This window comes from Pseudodesulfovibrio sp. zrk46, from assembly GCF_012516435.1.
GTDB lineage: Bacteria > Desulfobacterota > Desulfovibrionia > Desulfovibrionales > Desulfovibrionaceae > Pseudodesulfovibrio.
Map to the genome: position 1 here is coordinate 3,673,270 of NZ_CP051216.1, position 18,032 is coordinate 3,691,301.

The window sequence follows — 18,032 nt, forward strand, 5'->3', positions numbered from 1 at the left end:
TCGCTTTTACCCAATCTATTCGGTAAATGGCTGTCTTTTGCCGGGCAACGGCAGCCCAGGGGGTTGACCAAGCAAGCGTAACAAGAGACAAAACTAGGCGAGACTGCGATCTTCTTTCCCGAATGCGGTCCAACTCACAACGGCTTTGCCAATGTGGCCCTTGTCCCGAAATCCGGAACAAGGGAGGGATGATTTTTTCGCAGATTATAATACTGGAGAAGCGCTCCAGCTATTATCAATGGATTGAAATCCAATTTACAACCTTGGAGAAGTAACATGCCCAAGAAAACGATGAAGACCATGGACGGCAACACCGCAGCTGCGCACGTGGCATATGCCATGAGCGAAACCGCCGCCATCTACCCCATCACCCCTTCAACCCCTATGGGAGAGATCGCCGATGAATGGGCGGCCCAGGGGCGAAAAAACATCTTCGGACAAACCGTCCAGATTCGACAAATGCAGTCCGAAGCAGGCGCGGCAGGCGCAGTGCACGGCTCTCTAGCCGGTGGTGCACTGACCTCCACCTTCACCGCGTCTCAGGGTCTCCTGCTGATGATCCCGAACATGTACAAGATCTCCGGCGAACTCCTTCCCGGTGTCTTCCATGTATCCGCTCGCGCAGTAGCTGCGCACGCCCTTTCCATTTTCGGTGATCACCAGGACGTCATGGCCACCCGCCAAACCGGTTTTGCCATGCTCTTTTCCAATTCCGTACAGGAAGTCATGGATCTTTCCCTGGTGGCACACCTCGCCTCCATTGAATCCTCCATCCCGTTCCTGTCCGCATTCGACGGTTTCCGCACCTCGCATGAAATCCAGAAAATCGCGGTCATCGACTATGAGGACATGAAACCTCTGGTCAACATGAAGAAGCTGGCCGAGTTCCGCCAGAAAGCCATGAACCCCGAGCATCCGGACATTCGCGGCACCGCCCAGAACCCGGATATTTATTTCCAGGGTCGCGAAACCACCAACGCACACTACGACGCCATCCCCGGCATTGTAGAAGACTACATGAAACAGGTCGGCAAAGTGACCGGTCGCCGCTACAAACTCTTCGATTATGTCGGCCACAAACAGGCTGACCGTATCATCATAGCCATGGGCTCCAGTTGTGAAACCATTGAAGAAGCGGTCAACCACCTTAACGCCACTGGCAAGAAAGTCGGCCTGCTCAAAGTCCGCCTGTTCCGCCCCTTCTCTGTCAAACACATGCTTCGGGCCATCCCCAAGACTGTCAAGAAGATCGCGGTACTCGACCGTACCAAGGAACCTGGCGCACTTGGCGACCCTCTCTACCTGGACGTTTGTGCTGCTTATGCTGGCAAGAAAGACGCTCCGGTTATCGTGGGCGGCCGTTACGGGCTCGGTTCCAAGGAATTCACCCCGGCACAGGCCAAAGCTGTCTTCGACATGCTCTCCCGTCCCAAGCACGGTTTCACCGTGGGAATCAATGACGATGTAACCAACTTGTCTCTCTTCGACTGTGACTGCGTGGACACCACTCCCGAAGGCACAGTCCAGTGCAAGTTCTGGGGCCTCGGCGCAGACGGTACTGTTGGCGCAAACAAACAGGCCATCAAAATCATTGGTGACAATACCAAGCTCTACGCACAGGGATACTTTGCCTACGATTCCAAAAAATCCGGCGGTATTACCATCTCCCATCTGCGTTTCGGTAAGAAGCCAATTCAGTCTACGTACCTGATTACTGACGCAGATTACATCGCCTGCCACAACCCGAGCTATGTCAACCTGTACGACATCCTCGAAGGTATCAAGGATAACGGCACCTTCGTGCTCAACTGCCCTTGGACTGCCGAGGAGATGGACGCAAAGCTGCCTGCAGCCATGCGTCGAACCATCGCCGAAAAGAACCTCAAGTTCTACACCGTCGATGCAGTCAAGATTGCTGGAGAAGTAGGCCTGGGTGGACGCATCAACATGGTCATGCAAACCGCGTTCTTCAAACTTGCCAATGTCATGCCTTTCAACAAGGCTGTTGCCCTGCTCAAGGACGGCATTGAAAAGGCATACGGCAAGAAGGGACCAAAGATTGTCGAAATGAACAACGCGGCAGTGGACAAAGCCACCGACGCGCTGGTGGAAATCGACGTCCCTGCAGCCTGGAAGAAGCTCAAGGTCACAAAGCCCAAGAGCAGCAATGAACCCGCATACGTCAAAGACGTCATGCGTCCGGTCCTGGCTCAAAAGGGCGATACCCTGCCGGTTTCCGCTTTCTCTCTAGACGGCACCATGCCCGCCGCCACTTCCAAGTATGAAAAACGCGGCGTGGCTATCATGGTTCCTGAATGGATCAAGGACAACTGCATCCAGTGCAACCAGTGCGCATTTGTTTGCCCACACTCTGCTCTGCGGCCGATCCTGGCATCTGATGCAGAGATGAAAAATGCTCCCGACACCTTCGAGACATTGAATGCAATCGGCAAGGACGTGAAGGGCATGCAATACCGCATGCAGGTATCTTCCCTTGATTGTCTGGGATGCGGAAACTGTGCCGACATCTGCCCGGCCAAGGAAAAGGCGCTGGTCATGAAGCCTATCGCCACCCAGACCGACGTGCAGGTGCCCAACTTCAACTTCGCAGACACCGTTTCCTACAAGGAAGCCTTTGGTCGTGAGACCGTCAAGGGCAGCCAGTTCCGCCAGTCCCTCATGGAATTCTCTGGCGCCTGTGCAGGTTGTGGTGAAACTCCTTATGTAAAGGTCATCACCCAGCTCTTCGGTGAACGCATGGTCATTGCTAACGCAACGGGCTGTTCCTCAATCTGGGGCGCATCCGCACCGACAACGCCATACTGCGTCAACACCGAAGGCCATGGCCCTGCATGGGGTAACTCCCTATTCGAGGACGCCGCAGAATTCGGTTTCGGTCTGGAAATGGCTACCGATCAACGCCGTGCACACCTTGTGAACCTTTGCAAGGAAGCCGCTAAGAGTGAGACTGGAGCCCTCAAGACCAAGCTGAACAAGTGGATCAAAGTCAAGGACGATCCCGCAGAATCCAAAGCAGCTGGAGAAGCCCTCAAGAAGGCTCTCAAAGGAACCCGCAAAAAGGCTCTCAAAGAGATCCTCGACATGTCTGATCTGTTCACCAAACAGTCCATCTGGGTGTTCGGTGGTGACGGTTGGGCCTACGATATCGGTTACGGCGGCGTGGACCACGTTCTCGCTTCCGGCAAGGACATCAACCTCCTTGTCATGGACACCGAGGTCTACTCCAACACCGGCGGTCAGTCCTCCAAGGCAACCCCGCTCGGCTCCATCGCCAAGTTCGCCGCTGCTGGTAAATCAACCGGCAAGAAGGATCTTGGTCGAATGGCTATAACATACGGCTATGTCTACGTTGCGTCAGTTGCCATGGGAGCCAACAAGCAGCAGTTCATGAAGGCCATCCAGGAGGCAGAAGCCTACCCAGGTCCGTCCCTGATCATTGCGTACGCTCCGTGTATCAATCAGGGCATTAAGAAGGGTATGGGTAAAACCCAGCTCGAACAAAAGCTGGCTGTGGACTCTGGCTACTGGCCACTTTACCGCTACAACCCGCAGTTGGCAGATGAAGGCAAGAATCCGTTCCTCCTGGAATCCAAAGCTCCCGACGGAACGCTCCAGGAGTTCTTGTCTGGTGAAAACCGCTACGCCATGCTGGAACGCTTCTATCCCGACTTCTCTAAGGCCTACCGCTCCAAGATTGAGAAGGACATCGACGACCGCTATGCAGCATTGAAACACCTGGCAAACGACGCCTGCGACGACTAGGTTCATAGCAAAAGACTAACAACCAAGCGCCCACAGTTATCTGTGGGCGCTTTTTTGTCTGAAACAAAATGACACAACGATTATTATCTTAATGTGCAGTGGCAATGTTTCCCGATTACAATTGCAATGGGTAAAGCCTTGTCTATAATCGAAGGTATTAATAACCCTCAACATGGAGACAGTACTATGCCCAACATGGATTATCCCGGACCTTGCCCCAGTTGCATGGGAATTGATGGCTGCCCCACTGATAGCGGTAAGCAGGAAGCTGTTGCCCATTACTGCAAGGGTCTTGAAATGGAACTTAACACCTGGAAGGCTCGCCTCTACGACGTACTGGCAGCAGATCAGGGTGGCGACTTAGCCGATACCATTATTCTCATTAAGTCCACTGTGAAGGAACTAGAAGCGATTGCCGAACAGATGCAGCAAACCTGCCCATCCAGTCTTGGCGATCAAGAAAAGATCATCGGCGGAAAGCTGGAAGACTTGCGTGTTCACTACACCAAGGCGCTGGAAGTCATCGCTCCTGGTTGGTTTGGCGGTTAGACACCAATAAAATTAATGAAAACAAAAAAAGGCCGGAACGACTGTTCCGGCCTTTTTTTATGCATTGGGTAAAAGTAAATAATGATTATCTGTCTTGCCACACTTATTCCGGGCAGGTACTATTACAAGCATCTAAAGGACTTTCATCTATGCTCGACACTGTATATCTTAAACAAACCATAAAAAAAGCCCGACTGGTAGCCGGGCTGAATCTTCTGAGTGGTGGGTCACCAAGGAATCGAACCTTGAACCTCCGGATTAAGAGTCCGCTGCTCTGCCAATTGAGCTAGTGACCCACTCAGTGCTAAACGCTGTTGCGCTCAACGGAGTGAATTTCTATAAGTCGAGGTCTCATTTGTCAACAAGAAATATTAAAAAAGTTGCAATAAAAAAGCCCGGCTAAAAACCGGGCATTGATCTCTGAGTGGTGGGTCACCAAGGAATCGAACCTTGAACCTCCGGATTAAGAGTCCGCTGCTCTGCCAATTGAGCTAGTGACCCACTCAGTGCTAAACGCGGTTGCGCTCAACGGAGAGAATAACTATATGTCAGCCTTGTGTTTGTCAACAACATGTTTTCACTTTTTACATTTTTTTTCGATGAAGATAAGCAAGCCATTTATCACACTGTTTTTCACGCTCTTCCTGGCCCTGGCCTGGACGCCTGCGTACGCCCAAATAACGCCTAAAACGATTCCCATGACCATGCCCGTGGAGGCTTATAGGCTGGACAAATCCACCTTGCTTCTGACGCTCTCCCTCGACATGGCTCCAGAGTGGTATACCTACGCGGACAATCCTGGCGGCATGGGCAAACCGACCCGTCTCTCGGGAAGCTCTGCAGCTGGCAACGCGATTTTGCCCCGTTACCCCGTACCTATAGTTAAGCCAGACGCCTACGATCCAAGCGTCATGGTCAATACGTATAAAAGCGGCACAAAACTCTTTGCAGTTGTGCCAGCCGACGCTCCCATTTTCCCCATTAAGCTCCGTATCGACCTTCTTCTTTGCCATCCCACAAGATGCATTCCTGTACGCCGAGACATAACCTATGGCGAACAAGGGCTCGACATAGCCTCCCTTCCGGCCGCACAAGACCAACCTTGGTGGCCAACATATAAATCTCTTGCAAGAGAAGACGCTGCGCCTTCAGAATCAACAGCTACAGAAATCACCGAAAGTGGCTACGTTCAATGGAACTTCACTCCTGAATACATGCAGCCGGGCCTTGAAGTTCGCAGTCTCCTCTCCGCCATACTCATGGGACTGTTGGCCGGGCTAATCCTCAATATCATGCCCTGCGTCCTCCCCGTGGTCAGTCTCAAGCTTTCGGCAATTCTGAACTCAACCAACGCTGAAAGTGAAGAGGAGCGAATAGCAAATTTCCGGGAACACAATGTCTTTTTTGCTCTCGGAATTCTGGCCTTCTTTCTCTTCCTTGCCATTATCCTTGGCGGTACAGGACAAGCTTGGGGCGCCCTTTTCCAAAAGAAATGGCTCGTGCTCACAGTTGCAGGGGTGATCTTCGCCTTATCACTCAGCTTGTTCGGCCTATTCCATCTGCCAGTCATTGACCTGAAATTCGGAGCAGAAAGCAAGAACCCACGCGTCAAAGCCTTCTTCACAGGCAATCTGACAACGCTCCTTGCAACCCCATGCAGCGGCCCGTTCCTTGGTGGAGTACTGAGCTGGGCTCTGGTTCAAGGACCAATCCTCATTGCCACGGTATTCATTTCAATAGGTATAGGGATGTCCCTTCCCTACATACTCTTGATCATCAACCCGAGTCTGTCACGATATCTTCCTAAGGGTGGGCCATGGATCGAATACGTTGAAAAGGGCATAGCTTTTTTTCTCGTAGCAACAGCCTTCTACCTTGTGTCCATCGCTCTAGGCGACACCGCTCTGCGCATTCTAGCTCCACTTTGGGCCATACTCCTCGGGGGATGGCTTTGGGTACAAACCAAAGACTCCCTTCCCTCACGCAAATGGATCATACGTATTGTCTGCATAGCCCTCTTTGTTGGCCTGCTTGTCTGGACAACTCCTGCACCAGTTGAAGACTCAGTATGGGAACCATTTGACGCAGTTGAACTGAGCCAACGAATCGGAAAAGAAAAACTATTTGTGGACTTCACTGCTGATTGGTGTCCCACCTGCAAAGCGCTGGAAGCGACAGTACTTACTCCAGCCAATATCCAACGCTGGAAGCAAAAGTACGGTGTCAAATTTATCAAGGTTGATTTAACTGAACGCAATATCGAAGCTGAGGCCCTACTTCGTGCCCTTGGCTCCATGTCTATTCCAACGGCTGCACTCTTCTCCCCCGGTCCCGATAGTAACTCCCCCATAGTGCTGCGCGACCTCTTCACCGAGTCGCAACTTGAAAACATCTTGAAATCGTGGAAGAAGTAGCCACATACATTCCTCAAGGAGAACTCATGCTTAATTTTCAATATTATATGCCCACACGCCTTATATTTGGCCCCGACACTCTCAATCAGCTTGGCGACACGCCACACCTGCCTCGCGGCAAGAAAGCCATGATCGTCATCGGCGAATCCGGCATCATGATAAAGCTCGGATATCTTTCCCGTGTACAAAGTCTACTCGCAAAACAAGACGTTCAGACCATTGTGTATGACAAGATCCAGCCAAATCCAGAATCCAAGCACGTTGACGAAGCAGCAGCACTCTGCCGTGAACACGGCGTAGACTTCGTAGTAGGCCTCGGCGGTGGTTCCACCATCGATTCTGCAAAGGCAATCGCCTTCATGGCCGCAAACTCAGGTCTTTACTGGGACTACATGGCCTCTGGAACTGGTGGCTGCAAAGAGCCTGAAAACGATGCTATCCCCATCGTAGCCATTCCGACCACTGCAGGAACAGGCACTGAAGCCGACCCATGGACCGTCATCACCAAGCAGGATTGCGCTGAGAAGATCGGCTGGGGCAACGATTCCACTTTTCCCACTATTTCCATCGTTGACCCACAATTGATGCTTTCGGTGCCTCCCAAGCAGACAGCATACACCGGCATGGATGCATTTTTCCATGCAGTAGAGGCTTACCTCGCAACCTGCCGTCAGCCAGCAAGCGACGCTCTGGCCCTGGAAGCAGTGCACCTCATCGCACACACGCTGCCCGAAGCCGTAGCCAATGGAGATAATCTCGAAGCTCGCACCGTAATGGCTTGGGCTTCCACCGCAGCTGGACTTTGCGAGTCGTACTCTTCCTGTATCTCCCACCACTCTCTTGAACACGCTTTGTCGGCATTTCACCCAGACCTGCCACATGGCGCAGGTTTGACCCTCATTTCCAGAGCCTATTTTGGATTCCTTGCTGCTTGCGGAGAAGAACGCCTCGCCGATCTGGCTCTCGCAATGGGCGACACCCTCGAGGAGGACATTGAAGAGGATGTCCCGGGTGTGGCATTCCTCGATGCTTTGGACAACCTTATCAATGCGTGTGGGCTTGGAGATGAGAAACTCACCGACTATGGAGTTACGCGCGAGGAAATACCTGCGCTGGCTGAAAATGCCATCACCACCATGGGCGCACTGTTCGACATTACTCCCGTCCAGATGAACATGGATGACGTAGTCGCCATCTTCGAAGCCGCATTTGATTTGGGCGAAGAAGAGACGGCAGAATAAGATCTTATGCTTAAGTAAACAAGAAAGGCCCCGAGAACATCTCTCGGGGCCTTTTTCTATTCAGATATGTAACCTGGTTGATATTATTCAACAGGTACCATCTCGTAAGAATCACCAGTGATGCAACGGCAGCCGTCCTCGGTGATCTCAAAAGTGTTCTCAACGCCCACCATTGCAACACCACGCACACCCTGCTTGGGCTCCAAAGCGATAACCATGCCCTTCTCTAGCGGCAGGTCGAAGCCTTTTGCAATGGGAGGAAATTCATCGATAGTAAGTCCAATGCCATGGCCGACAAATGGAACCTGATTCTCATCCAATCCCATGAAGCCCTCTGCAAAACCACGAGCGTTTGCCTGCTCGATACAATGCTCATAAAGAGAACTGACAATAACGCCGGGCTTAGCGTTTGCACACATCCAAGCCTGCATTTCCATGCAGAACTCATGAGCTTTACGTACTTCGTCAGGAATGGCAGATGCGCTACCCGCAAAATAGGCTTGGGTTTTATCAGTGTGATAACCTTCCAACTGAAAACCGATGTCGAGCATCAAAGGCTCTCCCTTTTCCCAAACCTTATTGGCGTTGCCCATCAGGGCAGAACCGGGGTGTTCACCTCGAAGGCCAAGGGGACCATTAAACGCACTGGGGTAGTTGCCGGAATCTCCAGCTGCTACATGACCAAGAAATGCTTCCTCACCATGTGCCTGCATGCGCAAGATGCCCATGTGCCCCTTTGAGAAGAAAGCCTCCCATGCAAGGTGAGAGATCTCGCGCTCCGTCATACCGGGGCGCATCTTCTGCGGAAGGATATCGTAAAGACACTCATGATGCAGTGCACCACAACGACGAAGAATGTCCAACTCGAATTCAGACTTAACCATCTTGGCAAGAGCAACAGCATGATCGCCTGAGACGATGGTGTAGTCCTTAAGCTTAGCAGCCAGCATATTGCCAAGCTGCCAAGTAAGGCCAGACATGACCGCAGCCAAAGTGCCGGTGAAAGGACTTCCTTTTTCAGCGGCAACAGCTGGTAATTCTGAATAAGATTTAAACGACTCAATATGCTGGAGAGGAGACTCCAAGCGGGCCCGATTCACACCCTTACGAATCATCAATACAGGCTCACCTTCTAAAGGCAGCCACAGCACACCCTGACCAAAGGTACCGGTCAGATAATAAATATTGAGGCGTGAAAAAACAAGAATACCACCAGCTTCAGGGGCAACTGTCTGCAAATGGGCTCTTACTGCATTCTGACGACGCAGCAATTCTTCCGCTGGAATGTGGCGGGTCGGTTCGAACATCGGGCTCTCCTTCATATATAAACTAGGCAACAGGGAAGGTTTGCTGTACAAGCAACTCTCCCCAACCAATGAGGTAATCAACATGCTGTACAACGACAAAGAGCTATCCGCCTTGCTCCGCGAGGTCAAGACCATCGCAGTGGTAGGCGCTGTGGACAAACCTGGCCGTCCGGTGGACGGTGTGGGCCGCGAAATGATTGAAATGGGTTTTGATATTATCCCGGTTCACCCGGTTCGCAAAGACGTCTGGGGGCTAGAGACGTATAAGACTGTCACTGACATTCCTACACCCGTGGACGTGGTTGACCTGTTCCGAGCAGCCCAATTCTGCCCGGATCACGCGCGCGAAGTGCTTAAAATGGATCCGCTGCCAAAAGTATTCTGGATGCAATCCGGCATCATCAGTGCCGAGGCTCGCGAGATCCTGGCCGACAGTGGTATTACCGTTATCGAGGACCGATGCCTCAAGGTCGAATTTCAACGTTTTGGAATCACCCGATGAGTATTAACGCATTTGAATGCCGCATGTGCGGCCACTGTTGCCACGGTGAAGGCGGCATTGTAATGACTGAGAAAGACCAGAAGCGCCTTGCTGCACATCTCGATATATCCGTCGACGAACTTGTAGAGAAGTACACTGAAGAGCGTGGTGGTAAGCTACACCTTATTACTGGTGACGATGGCTTCTGCTTCTTTTTCAAGGAAGGCTGTGGTGTGCACCCCGGCCGCCCGGATATCTGCCGAGCATGGCCCTTCTTCCGTGGAAATCTCGTGGATGAAATGAGTTGGGAAATGATTCAAGAATACTGTCCTGGAGTTAATCCAAAGGCAGGACACAAAGAGTTTGTCAAACAAGGCAAGCAGTATTTGCGCGATGAAGACCTTTTGCGCTATGATCCCGACTCATCACCCAATGCCCTGATTTCAGACGACTAATCTTCCACGAGGCTAATCATGACTCTCCAGCAATGCTTACGGGTACTTCAACTTGAATCCGGTGCCGGGCTGGATGACGTAAAAACAGCCTTTAGAAAACTCGCCTTCAAATACCATCCGGACTTAAACGATCACCCAAGTGCGGGAGAGAAGTTCCGGGAAATTAACGAAGCATATGTCATTGCCAAGGGGCTGCTGGAAGACAGCGGCCCCAAAGCAGGCCCTTCCTCCAGCAAAGCCTCTGAAGGCCCCACGGCATCTAAAGCCGAAGGAGCCAAGGCATACGCCCGTCAGCAAAAGACCAAGTTCAAAGCAAAACCAACGGCGAAAAAAACTCACCACTCAACCCGCTCACGGAATCAGAAATTTTACTACAAAGAAGAGGAAGTCCTCAAGACGATCCTCAACGACCCTTTCGCCAAAAAGGTCTTCGAAGACATCTATAGCCAGATTCGCAAAGAACAACCTGGCTACAAAGGCCCATTGGAGCTGAAAAAGAAAAAGCTCCAGCTTCATTGGGGCGAACGCACCATGAACCTTGATTTTACGCAAGGAATCAGCGGTACCATCAAATCATGGTTCAAGGGGCAGATGGACCATGAGCAAGAAGTCTATTTTCCTGCTCACGCCTTGATGCCTGGTAGAAAAATCCGAATCACAGTCGAGCAGAAATTCAGTGAAGGTCCCAAAACCATCGAAGTAACCCTTCCCCGTGACTTTGTTGTGGGCCGCCCTATTCGCCTCAAAGGACTGGGAAGAAAGCTCGGCCCCATCACAGGTGATCTCCTGCTGAAAGTTTTCGCTAAATAATCTACAGCCAAGTCTTAAAGGTTTTCAAATCACCTTTCGGTCCCACGTACCGGGCAGTTCGCGCTACATTACGTGCGTTAATGGGACTTGTCTCAATATTGCAGAAGAACAAAGCCACCACAGCCAGTGCTGCGAATACAAACAAGGCTGAAAACAGAATCTCTACAAACATGACGCCTCCTTGGCTTCAAAAGTGTAGTTCAATGAACATGCCATTATAGCTTGACCAATAATTCAAGACACCTACCTTTCAAGCAGAAGCTGCAGAACCGTCTATTCCTACGACAAAAACGGCAAATCTCATTTTATAATGAACAAAATTGCCAATTCTAAAAAACCCCTTGTTTTCCCCCATTATTTTTACTAGTGCCTGTATTGAACAAAGATTTAGTGGAGGGAACATGCTCGCCATATTTGACTACAAAGCAGGAAACCAGACGAGTGTGCATCGTGCACTGGAAAGTTTGGGAATTCCGAACAAAATCACAAACGACCCCGATGAACTGAATAATGCAGCGGGCATCATCTTCCCTGGCGTCGGCGCTGCCGGACAGGCCATGGATGAATTGAGCTCCGCTGGCCTTGATGAAGTCATCAAAGGACTAATCTGGCAGAAGAAACCTGTATTAGGTATCTGCGTAGGCTGTCAGATTCTGCTGGACTATAGTGAAGAGAATGACACAAAGGCACTGGAAGTTATTCCCGGTGAATGTCGCCTCTTCAACCCTTCTTGGGTAGACTACGAGAACATTACTATCCGCGTTCCTCATATGGGATGGAATCAGGTCGAACTCAAAAATGAGTGCGAACTCTTTGCAGGCATAGACCCTGATGCGGACTTCTATTTCGTCCATAGTTATTTCCCGGCTCCATCCGATGACTTTGTCATCGCCACCACTCGCTATGGTATCGACTTCTGCTCCGTCCATGGCCGCAAAGGTCTCTGGGCTGTGCAATTCCACCCGGAAAAGAGCGGACGCCCGGGACTGCAGCTCCTCAAGAACTTTTACAACTACTGCCAGGAGGCCGCCGATGCTGAGTAAGCGCGTCATCCCCTGCCTCGACGTCCGGAATGGGCGCCTCACTAAGGGCATTAAGTTCAAAGGCAATGTTGATATCGGCGATCCAGTTGAGACCGCCAAAAAATATTATGAAGAAGGCGCAGACGAAATCGTTTTCTATGATATCACGGCTTCACATGAAGCCCGCGGCATTTTCCTCGACGTAGTCGAAAAGGTAGCCTCGCAGATATTCATCCCCTTCTCTGTTGGAGGAGGCATCAACACTGTAGACGACATGCGTGATGTCCTCATAGCCGGCGCAGAAAAAGTTTCCGTTAACTCCGGTGCGGTTAAGAACCCTGATATCATCAGTGAAGGTGCTGTGCGCTTTGGTTCTCAATGTGTTGTTCTCGGCATGGACGTCAAACGCGTCGAAAAGTCCGAACAGATTCCCTCCGGTTTCGAGATCGTCATTCACGGCGGTCGTAAGTTTATGGGAATTGACGCCATTGAATGGGCCAAGACCGGCGAAGCCCTCGGAGCTGGCGAGATCTGCCTGAATTCCATTGACGCAGACGGCGTGAAGACCGGTTATGATCTGGAACTCACTCGTCTTGTGGCCGAGTCCGTCACCATCCCGGTAATCGCCTCTGGTGGCGCTGGTAATCCGCAACATATGGTTGACGCTGTGACCAAAGGTCGCGCGACAGCAGCACTCATTGCCTCCATCGTCCACTATGGCGAGTACACAATTCCTGAAATCAAAAAATACATGCACGAGGCAGGCGTACAAACACGAACTGTCTGGTAAAGACAAATCCAAATAACTAAAAGAGGCCGCACCTTGATAGGTGCGGCCTCTTTTAGTTTTCGTAAGAAGAATTTCTAGTCGGCTTTAAAAGTGCCACTCTTACCACCACTCTTGAATACAAGCCGGCAGTTATCGATGACAATATCCTTCTGAACCGCTTTACACATATCATAGATGGTTGCAGCAGCCACCTGAGCACCAACCAGCGCCTCCATTTCCACGCCAGTCTTGTAGGTGGTACGCACCTCGCACTCAAGCTCAATAGTTACATCGGCATCATTCACAGTGAAACGAACATCCACGTAACTAATTGGCAGAGGATGGCACATAGGGATCATGTCTGCCGTACGTTTGGCTGCCTGAATACCGGCAATCTTAGCAGTAGTCAGAACGTCTCCCTTGGGAAGAGCATTCTCCTTGAGAAGATTCAAAGTATCAGGAGCGAGACGTACGATACACTGCACTATGGCAGTTCGCTGGCTGTCATTTTTAGCCGATACGTCCACCATGTGAGCGTTGCCATCACTATCCATATGCGAGAAACCGTCAGACACGTTACTCTCCCATGACCTTGTCTTTGGCCTTTTTAAAGAACCCTTTGGCCTTATTGGTCAACTTCCCTTCCTCAATCTCAGCAAACTCGCGAAGCAAAGCCTCCTGCTTGGAATTGAGGTGAGTTGGAGTGTTAACCTTGACCTCAACAAGCAAGTCTCCCTTATGAGCACTGCCAAGATGAGGCAATCCTAGACCTCTCAGACGGAAGACTTCACCGCTCTGTGTGCCCTTGGGAATATCAAGGTTCACCGGCTCATCCAGCGTAGGCACCTCAAGACGATGGCCCAAAGAGGCTTCAACGAATGAGATGTCCCGGCTGATAATCAGATTCTGACCCTGACGTTCGAAAACTTTATCGGCCTCAACACGAATGACGACATAAAGGTCACCCGGGGGGCCACCATTGGTTCCGGCTTCACCCTCGCCACGCAGACGCAAACGGGAGTTGTTGTCCACACCAGCAGGAATACGAACCTTTAGATCCTTATCCTTGATGACACTACCGCGCCCCATACATTCGTCACATGGGTCAGTAACAATCTGACCAGCACCGCGACAACTGGGACAAGGAGCCTGAATACGGAAAAAGCCCTGAGCCTGCTGAATGGTACCGGTTCCACCACAGTGAGAACAAGTCTGGGGAGTTGTACCCGGAGCTGCACCAGTACCGTGGCAAGTGTCACACTCTTGCTCTACCGGAATAGTGATATCGACTTCCGCTCCCTTGGCCGCCTCACGGAAGGAGATGGTCAAATTATAACGGAGATCAGCACCGGGACGAGGACGATTAACCCCACCACGGCCACCAGCGGAGAAGCCGAACACTTCGCCAAAGATATCACTGAAAGCACCAAAGATATCCTCATTACTGGAGAAACCACCATAGCCGTTACCGTTTACACCGTCGTGGCCGAAACGATCATAAGCCTGACGTTTCTCGTCGTTACCAAGAATCTCATAAGCTTCAGCTGCTTCTTTGAACTTGGATTCCGCATCAGGATCATCCTGATTACGATCGGGATGGTACTTGAAAGCAAGTTTGCGGTAAGCCGATTTGATCTCATCCTGAGAGGCTTCACGAGAGACCCCCAGGATTTCATAGAAGTCGCGCTTAGACATGGTTATTTGTCAGCGTCTCCGGATTCTACTTCGAAGGTAACACCTTCGAGAGTATGCTCAGGCAGAACTTTACCAGCAGCAATTTCACGAAGCGAACTTACTATTTCTTTGTTCTTGGACTCCACGAGAGGCTCGTAACCTTCGCGGTACTGCTTGACGCGCTTAATACCCATCTGGGTAATGAGGAAACGGTTGCTGACCTTTGCCAGACAATCTTCGACTGTGATGCGTGCCATGATATACTCCTTAAAAAAAAGATACAAATGCGGCTATGCACCCGGACCATTCGCTGGCGCGTTGGTCGGGAACATCCCCTGCAAATCCTTCAATAATCTGCTAGAAACGGGATAATACATCCCGCCACCGTTCTTCATCCAGCACTGCCCCTGAGGCAGTTTAGGATCGGCGTAAAAAGTTAGTTCCGTCAACTTATCACCATCTTTATCCATCAGCTTACAATACATAAGCTTCAAAGCTGTGGCAGGCAAGTTGTTGAGCGGTAATGCCTCGAACTGTAATTCAGTAAATCGCCACAGAAACATGTCAATGCCCTGCAGGTCTTTTTTGCCATCTAAAAGGCGCCATCCTGTCTCACCACGCTCCACCACATAACTGGCATCACCGTGCATGACGAGAAAACGGCCTACGTCTCCCAAATCCAATTTGACTACGGAACGTCCCTGTACATCAAAGGCACTCTTAACCAACTGGCTCACACTCTGAGCATCCAAAGTAAAAGGAACCGTAAGCCAAGAAGATTTGCCCAGGTACTGATCAGGTGAATCCTTAATGGTAAAAAAGTTTACCAATCCCGGTTCGGTTTCCTTGCCAGCCCACACCTTGACTGTCAGCACAGGCAAGCGTTTTTCAGTGACAACAGGCTCCAAAACCAGATTGCCCGCTTTCAACAAAGCCAAAGAGTGTATGTACAACTTCAGAGCAGAATCAGATGCAGGCTTATCCTTCAGGTAGCCAGGCAATGAGAAGAAGAATCCTTCCTTTCGTTTCTCGACAAGCCAACTGGAACCAAAGGGTTGAAGCAGTTGAACCTTGGCAACATCTTCCTGATCGAAATTAAACACCTTTCGATCCAAGAAATTTGTAGCAGGAAGCGCTAAAGAATCCAGAGCCTTTTGAGCGAATTCATAAACAAGCCCTTTGCTACGGGAATTCCAACCATATATGGTACCCGCACCGTCAGACGTCAGCTTGACAGTCAACGGCTCAACGTTCTCCGCACCAAATGTAACTATAATCTTAAGATCAGGGTTATCTAGGCCATACTGTTCTGGACCGCCGCGATCAAAACCTCCAGTCGAACGATGGGGTTCCAATGCGGCAAGCTTCCCAAGATAATCCATCACTTTGGCAGACAAAGCGCGCGCAGTAACATTCCATGAAGCACCAGGAACCTGAGCCTCCCAATCTCCCTTTTCACCGGAAAGCATGAAAGAGCCCATCTTGCCCTGAACATGAATGGAGCGCACGTTGTCAAAAGAATTAGACAACCAACGAGAATGGTCAAATTCTTCTTTATTTAATGTAGTGTACCAATAACCTACACCAGCGATAACGCCGAGAAGGACAATGGTCAAAACAAAGCTCAATCGTTTCAAAAGCGTCCCTCCAAACGGGATGCACAAACCTTATGGAAAAAAAAGACCGGCAAAATACCGGCGACGAAGCTGTTAAAATTGCCCCATCCGCACTTGCAAGTCAAGAAGGAATCAACTATCAGCCTCGACTGACCACTACATAACAAAAAAATGGGCGGGAGAAAAACATATGGCATCTTGGGGCAAACTTACCTTTGCACAAAAACAGTGCGTTTCAGCCACTGGCAAGCTTATGCAAAAGACCGACATGGTCTCTAGCGGGGCTCGTATCGGCATCGCTGCATCTGGAGGAGTAGACAGCTTCCTGATGCTCAAAGTACTGACCATCCGGAAGGCAATCATGCCCTTCCCTGTTGAGCTGATGGCACTTCACATCAATCCGGGATTCGAACCTGAATCTCATGCACCACTGATCGACTTCTGTGCAGAGCACGGCGTTCCGTTACATATTGAATTAACCGATTTCGGTCCTCGCGCCCACACCGATGAAAACAGAAGCAAGTCCCCTTGCTTCTACTGCGCCATGAAACGCCGCAAAAAGCTCTTTGAGCTCTGCCGCGATTACAACCTCACCCACCTCGCCTTCGGACATAACGCAGACGACAATGTAGTTACATTCTTCATGAACGTCCTCCAAAACGGACGAGCTGAAGGTCTTTATGTCAATGAACCCTTCTTTGGCGGCAACCTGCAGGTAATTCGCCCCACAATGCTGCTCGACAAGAAAACCGTCATTAAAGCAGCCAAACAATGGGAACTGCCCGTTTGGGAAAACGTCTGCCCCTCCAATGGAGTTACTAAACGAGACGAAGTGCATGAATGGCTGCGCCAAACTTGGAAGAGCGATAAACGGATAAAGAACAATATCTTCAATGCCATAACGCGCCAACAGGTTGACTTGACAAGTAAAAAAGTCTAGACTAATTTCAATTGCAGTCTTTTACGGACTCTAGAAAACTTATAAACCACTGGAAAGGCAATGCTTTTCAGAAAATATCATATTGTTGTCTTTAAAGACAAACAAGGATCCTGCAAAAAGTTCCAGGTGAGAGGATGGTTTATTGCCACCCTCTTTCTTTTGATGGTCGGGCTGACCACTGGCAATGTCATTCTTTGGAAGAAATACGCCAACCACTCCCGTGTTGAGAAAGGCCTCAACTTAGCAGAAAAAACGGTTCAGGAACAAAAAACACAACTCCTCAGCCTCTCCCAAAAAATTTCATCACTACAGAAAAATCTAGGTCGCATTCGTGATTTTGACTCCAAACTTCGAGTCATGATCAACCTTGACCAAGATGGCAGCCAAGCAACGGCCCCTAAGGGTGGCCCGGCTAATGAGAATTTCTCTAAGGGCTATCTGCCGCTTTACCGCCAAGAGCTTCTGGCTCGCAAGATGCATGAATTCCTCCGTCAGTTGAACGTGGAAGCGCGACTCGAAGAAGTCCGCCAGCAGGAAATTATGCACACGTTGCGAAACAACCAGAATATCCTTGAAGCAACACCGTCTATCTGGCCCACTTCCGGCTGGGTAACATCCGGTTTTGCTTGGCGCACCTCGCCATTCACCGGCAAGCGCGAATTCCATAAGGGGATTGATATTTCAGCTCCACGCGGTACACCGGTTTATGCTCCTGCTCGCGGTTCTATCACCTTTACTGGGCGTGACGGAGCGTACGGCCTGTCCATTCGTCTGAAGCACAACGCCAGTCTTTCAACACGCTTTGCACACCTTCACCGCATTGCCGTGAAGAACGGCAAAAAGGTTACTCGCGGAGAACTCATCGGATATGTTGGCAATACAGGCCGAAGCACTGGCCCGCACCTCCATTATGAGGTCCGCCTGAACGGTGTTCCGGTCAACCCGAAACGATACATCCTGAACTAAAAGCT

The 18,032-nt window shown here is 50.5% G+C and carries 17 protein-coding genes and 2 tRNA genes; 11 read left to right on the forward strand and 8 right to left on the reverse strand.

The genetic code is table 11. The annotated features are described in order from the left end of the window. The first annotated feature begins 276 nt into the window (after positions 1-276). The gene (nifJ, locus tag HFN16_RS16715) at positions 277-3,783 is read left to right on the forward strand and encodes a pyruvate:ferredoxin (flavodoxin) oxidoreductase (RefSeq protein ID WP_168891827.1); all 3,507 of its coding nucleotides are present in this window, start codon (positions 277-279) and stop codon (positions 3,781-3,783) included. A gap of 186 nt (positions 3,784-3,969) precedes the next feature. Continuing rightward, a complete protein-coding gene (locus HFN16_RS16720) occupies positions 3,970-4,332 on the forward strand; it encodes a hypothetical protein (RefSeq protein ID WP_168891828.1) in 363 nt (120 codons plus the stop codon). 220 nt (positions 4,333-4,552) lie between these two features. Here the strand turns inward: HFN16_RS16720 and HFN16_RS16725 are convergent. Beyond that, positions 4,553-4,628: transfer RNA gene (locus tag HFN16_RS16725), tRNA-Lys, on the reverse strand. A 129-nt stretch (positions 4,629-4,757) separates the two neighbouring features. Beyond that, a tRNA-Lys gene (locus HFN16_RS16730) sits at positions 4,758-4,833 on the reverse strand. Positions 4,834-4,838: 5 nt separating this feature from the next. On the opposite strand from HFN16_RS16730, the gene HFN16_RS16735 reads away from it, so the two are divergent. Then, a complete protein-coding gene (locus tag HFN16_RS16735) occupies positions 4,839-6,746 on the forward strand; it encodes a cytochrome c biogenesis protein CcdA (protein WP_247648373.1) in 1,908 nt (635 codons plus the stop codon). 26 nt (positions 6,747-6,772) lie between these two features. Then, positions 6,773-7,987, forward strand: coding sequence for an iron-containing alcohol dehydrogenase (locus HFN16_RS16740; protein WP_168891829.1), 1,215 nt, complete (start codon positions 6,773-6,775; stop codon positions 7,985-7,987). A gap of 83 nt (positions 7,988-8,070) precedes the next feature. On the opposite strand, the gene HFN16_RS16745 is transcribed toward HFN16_RS16740, so the two are convergent. Further along, positions 8,071-9,294: a Xaa-Pro peptidase family protein gene (locus tag HFN16_RS16745; protein ID WP_168892413.1), complete on the reverse strand. Its 1,224-nt coding sequence runs from the start codon at positions 9,292-9,294 to the stop codon at positions 8,071-8,073. An 82-nt stretch (positions 9,295-9,376) separates the two neighbouring features. On the opposite strand from HFN16_RS16745, the gene HFN16_RS16750 reads away from it, so the two are divergent. Genes HFN16_RS16750 through HFN16_RS16760 form a run of 3 tightly spaced genes read left to right on the forward strand, consistent with a single transcriptional unit; the run spans position 9,377 to position 11,040 of the window. Then, on the forward strand, positions 9,377-9,796 hold the full coding sequence (locus tag HFN16_RS16750) for a CoA-binding protein (RefSeq protein WP_168891830.1): 420 nt from the start codon (positions 9,377-9,379) through the stop codon (positions 9,794-9,796). Further along, positions 9,793-10,230 (forward strand): YkgJ family cysteine cluster protein, encoded by a 438-nt coding sequence (locus tag HFN16_RS16755; RefSeq protein WP_168891831.1) that lies wholly within the window; start codon positions 9,793-9,795, stop codon positions 10,228-10,230. The genes HFN16_RS16750 and HFN16_RS16755 overlap by 4 nt, the downstream gene beginning before the upstream one ends. Before the next feature lie 18 nt (positions 10,231-10,248). Continuing rightward, positions 10,249-11,040, forward strand: a complete 792-nt coding sequence (locus HFN16_RS16760; protein ID WP_168891832.1) for a J domain-containing protein — start codon at positions 10,249-10,251, stop codon at positions 11,038-11,040. 1 nt (position 11,041) lies between these two features. Here HFN16_RS16760 and HFN16_RS16765 read toward each other — a convergent pair whose 3' ends face one another. After that, complete coding sequence (locus HFN16_RS16765; RefSeq protein ID WP_168891833.1) at positions 11,042-11,212, reverse strand: hypothetical protein; 171 nt, start codon at positions 11,210-11,212, stop codon at positions 11,042-11,044. Between the two features lie 229 nt (positions 11,213-11,441). Between HFN16_RS16765 and hisH the strand changes: the two genes are divergently transcribed. Further along, positions 11,442-12,083, forward strand: coding sequence for an imidazole glycerol phosphate synthase subunit HisH (hisH, locus tag HFN16_RS16770; protein WP_168891834.1), 642 nt, complete (start codon positions 11,442-11,444; stop codon positions 12,081-12,083). After that, a complete protein-coding gene (gene hisF / locus HFN16_RS16775; RefSeq protein WP_168891835.1) occupies positions 12,073-12,852 on the forward strand; it encodes an imidazole glycerol phosphate synthase subunit HisF in 780 nt (259 codons plus the stop codon). Before hisH ends, hisF begins: the two co-directional genes overlap by 11 nt. A gap of 74 nt (positions 12,853-12,926) precedes the next feature. Here the strand turns inward: hisF and moaC are convergent, their stop codons facing one another. The 4 genes from moaC to HFN16_RS16795 are packed head-to-tail and all read right to left on the reverse strand — an operon-like array spanning position 12,927 to position 16,142. After that, a complete protein-coding gene (moaC, locus tag HFN16_RS16780) occupies positions 12,927-13,406 on the reverse strand; it encodes a cyclic pyranopterin monophosphate synthase MoaC (protein ID WP_168891836.1) in 480 nt (159 codons plus the stop codon). Between the two features lies 1 nt (position 13,407). Continuing rightward, entirely contained in the window at positions 13,408-14,526 is a 1,119-nt protein-coding gene (gene dnaJ, locus HFN16_RS16785) for a molecular chaperone DnaJ (protein WP_168891837.1), read from the reverse strand. 2 nt (positions 14,527-14,528) lie between these two features. Next, positions 14,529-14,762, reverse strand: coding sequence for a DNA-directed RNA polymerase subunit omega (rpoZ, locus tag HFN16_RS16790; protein WP_168891838.1), 234 nt, complete (start codon positions 14,760-14,762; stop codon positions 14,529-14,531). 33 nt (positions 14,763-14,795) lie between these two features. After that, positions 14,796-16,142 (reverse strand): DUF4340 domain-containing protein, encoded by a 1,347-nt coding sequence (locus tag HFN16_RS16795; protein WP_168891839.1) that lies wholly within the window; start codon positions 16,140-16,142, stop codon positions 14,796-14,798. A gap of 169 nt (positions 16,143-16,311) precedes the next feature. Here HFN16_RS16795 and HFN16_RS16800 point away from each other — a divergent pair, with 169 nt between their 5' ends. Both HFN16_RS16800 and HFN16_RS16805 read left to right on the forward strand, forming a co-directional pair. After that, complete coding sequence (locus HFN16_RS16800) at positions 16,312-17,061, forward strand: tRNA 2-thiocytidine biosynthesis TtcA family protein (RefSeq protein WP_168891840.1); 750 nt, start codon at positions 16,312-16,314, stop codon at positions 17,059-17,061. Between the two features lie 60 nt (positions 17,062-17,121). Then, complete coding sequence (locus HFN16_RS16805) at positions 17,122-18,027, forward strand: M23 family metallopeptidase (protein ID WP_168891841.1); 906 nt, start codon at positions 17,122-17,124, stop codon at positions 18,025-18,027. Positions 18,028-18,032 lie beyond the last annotated feature (5 nt).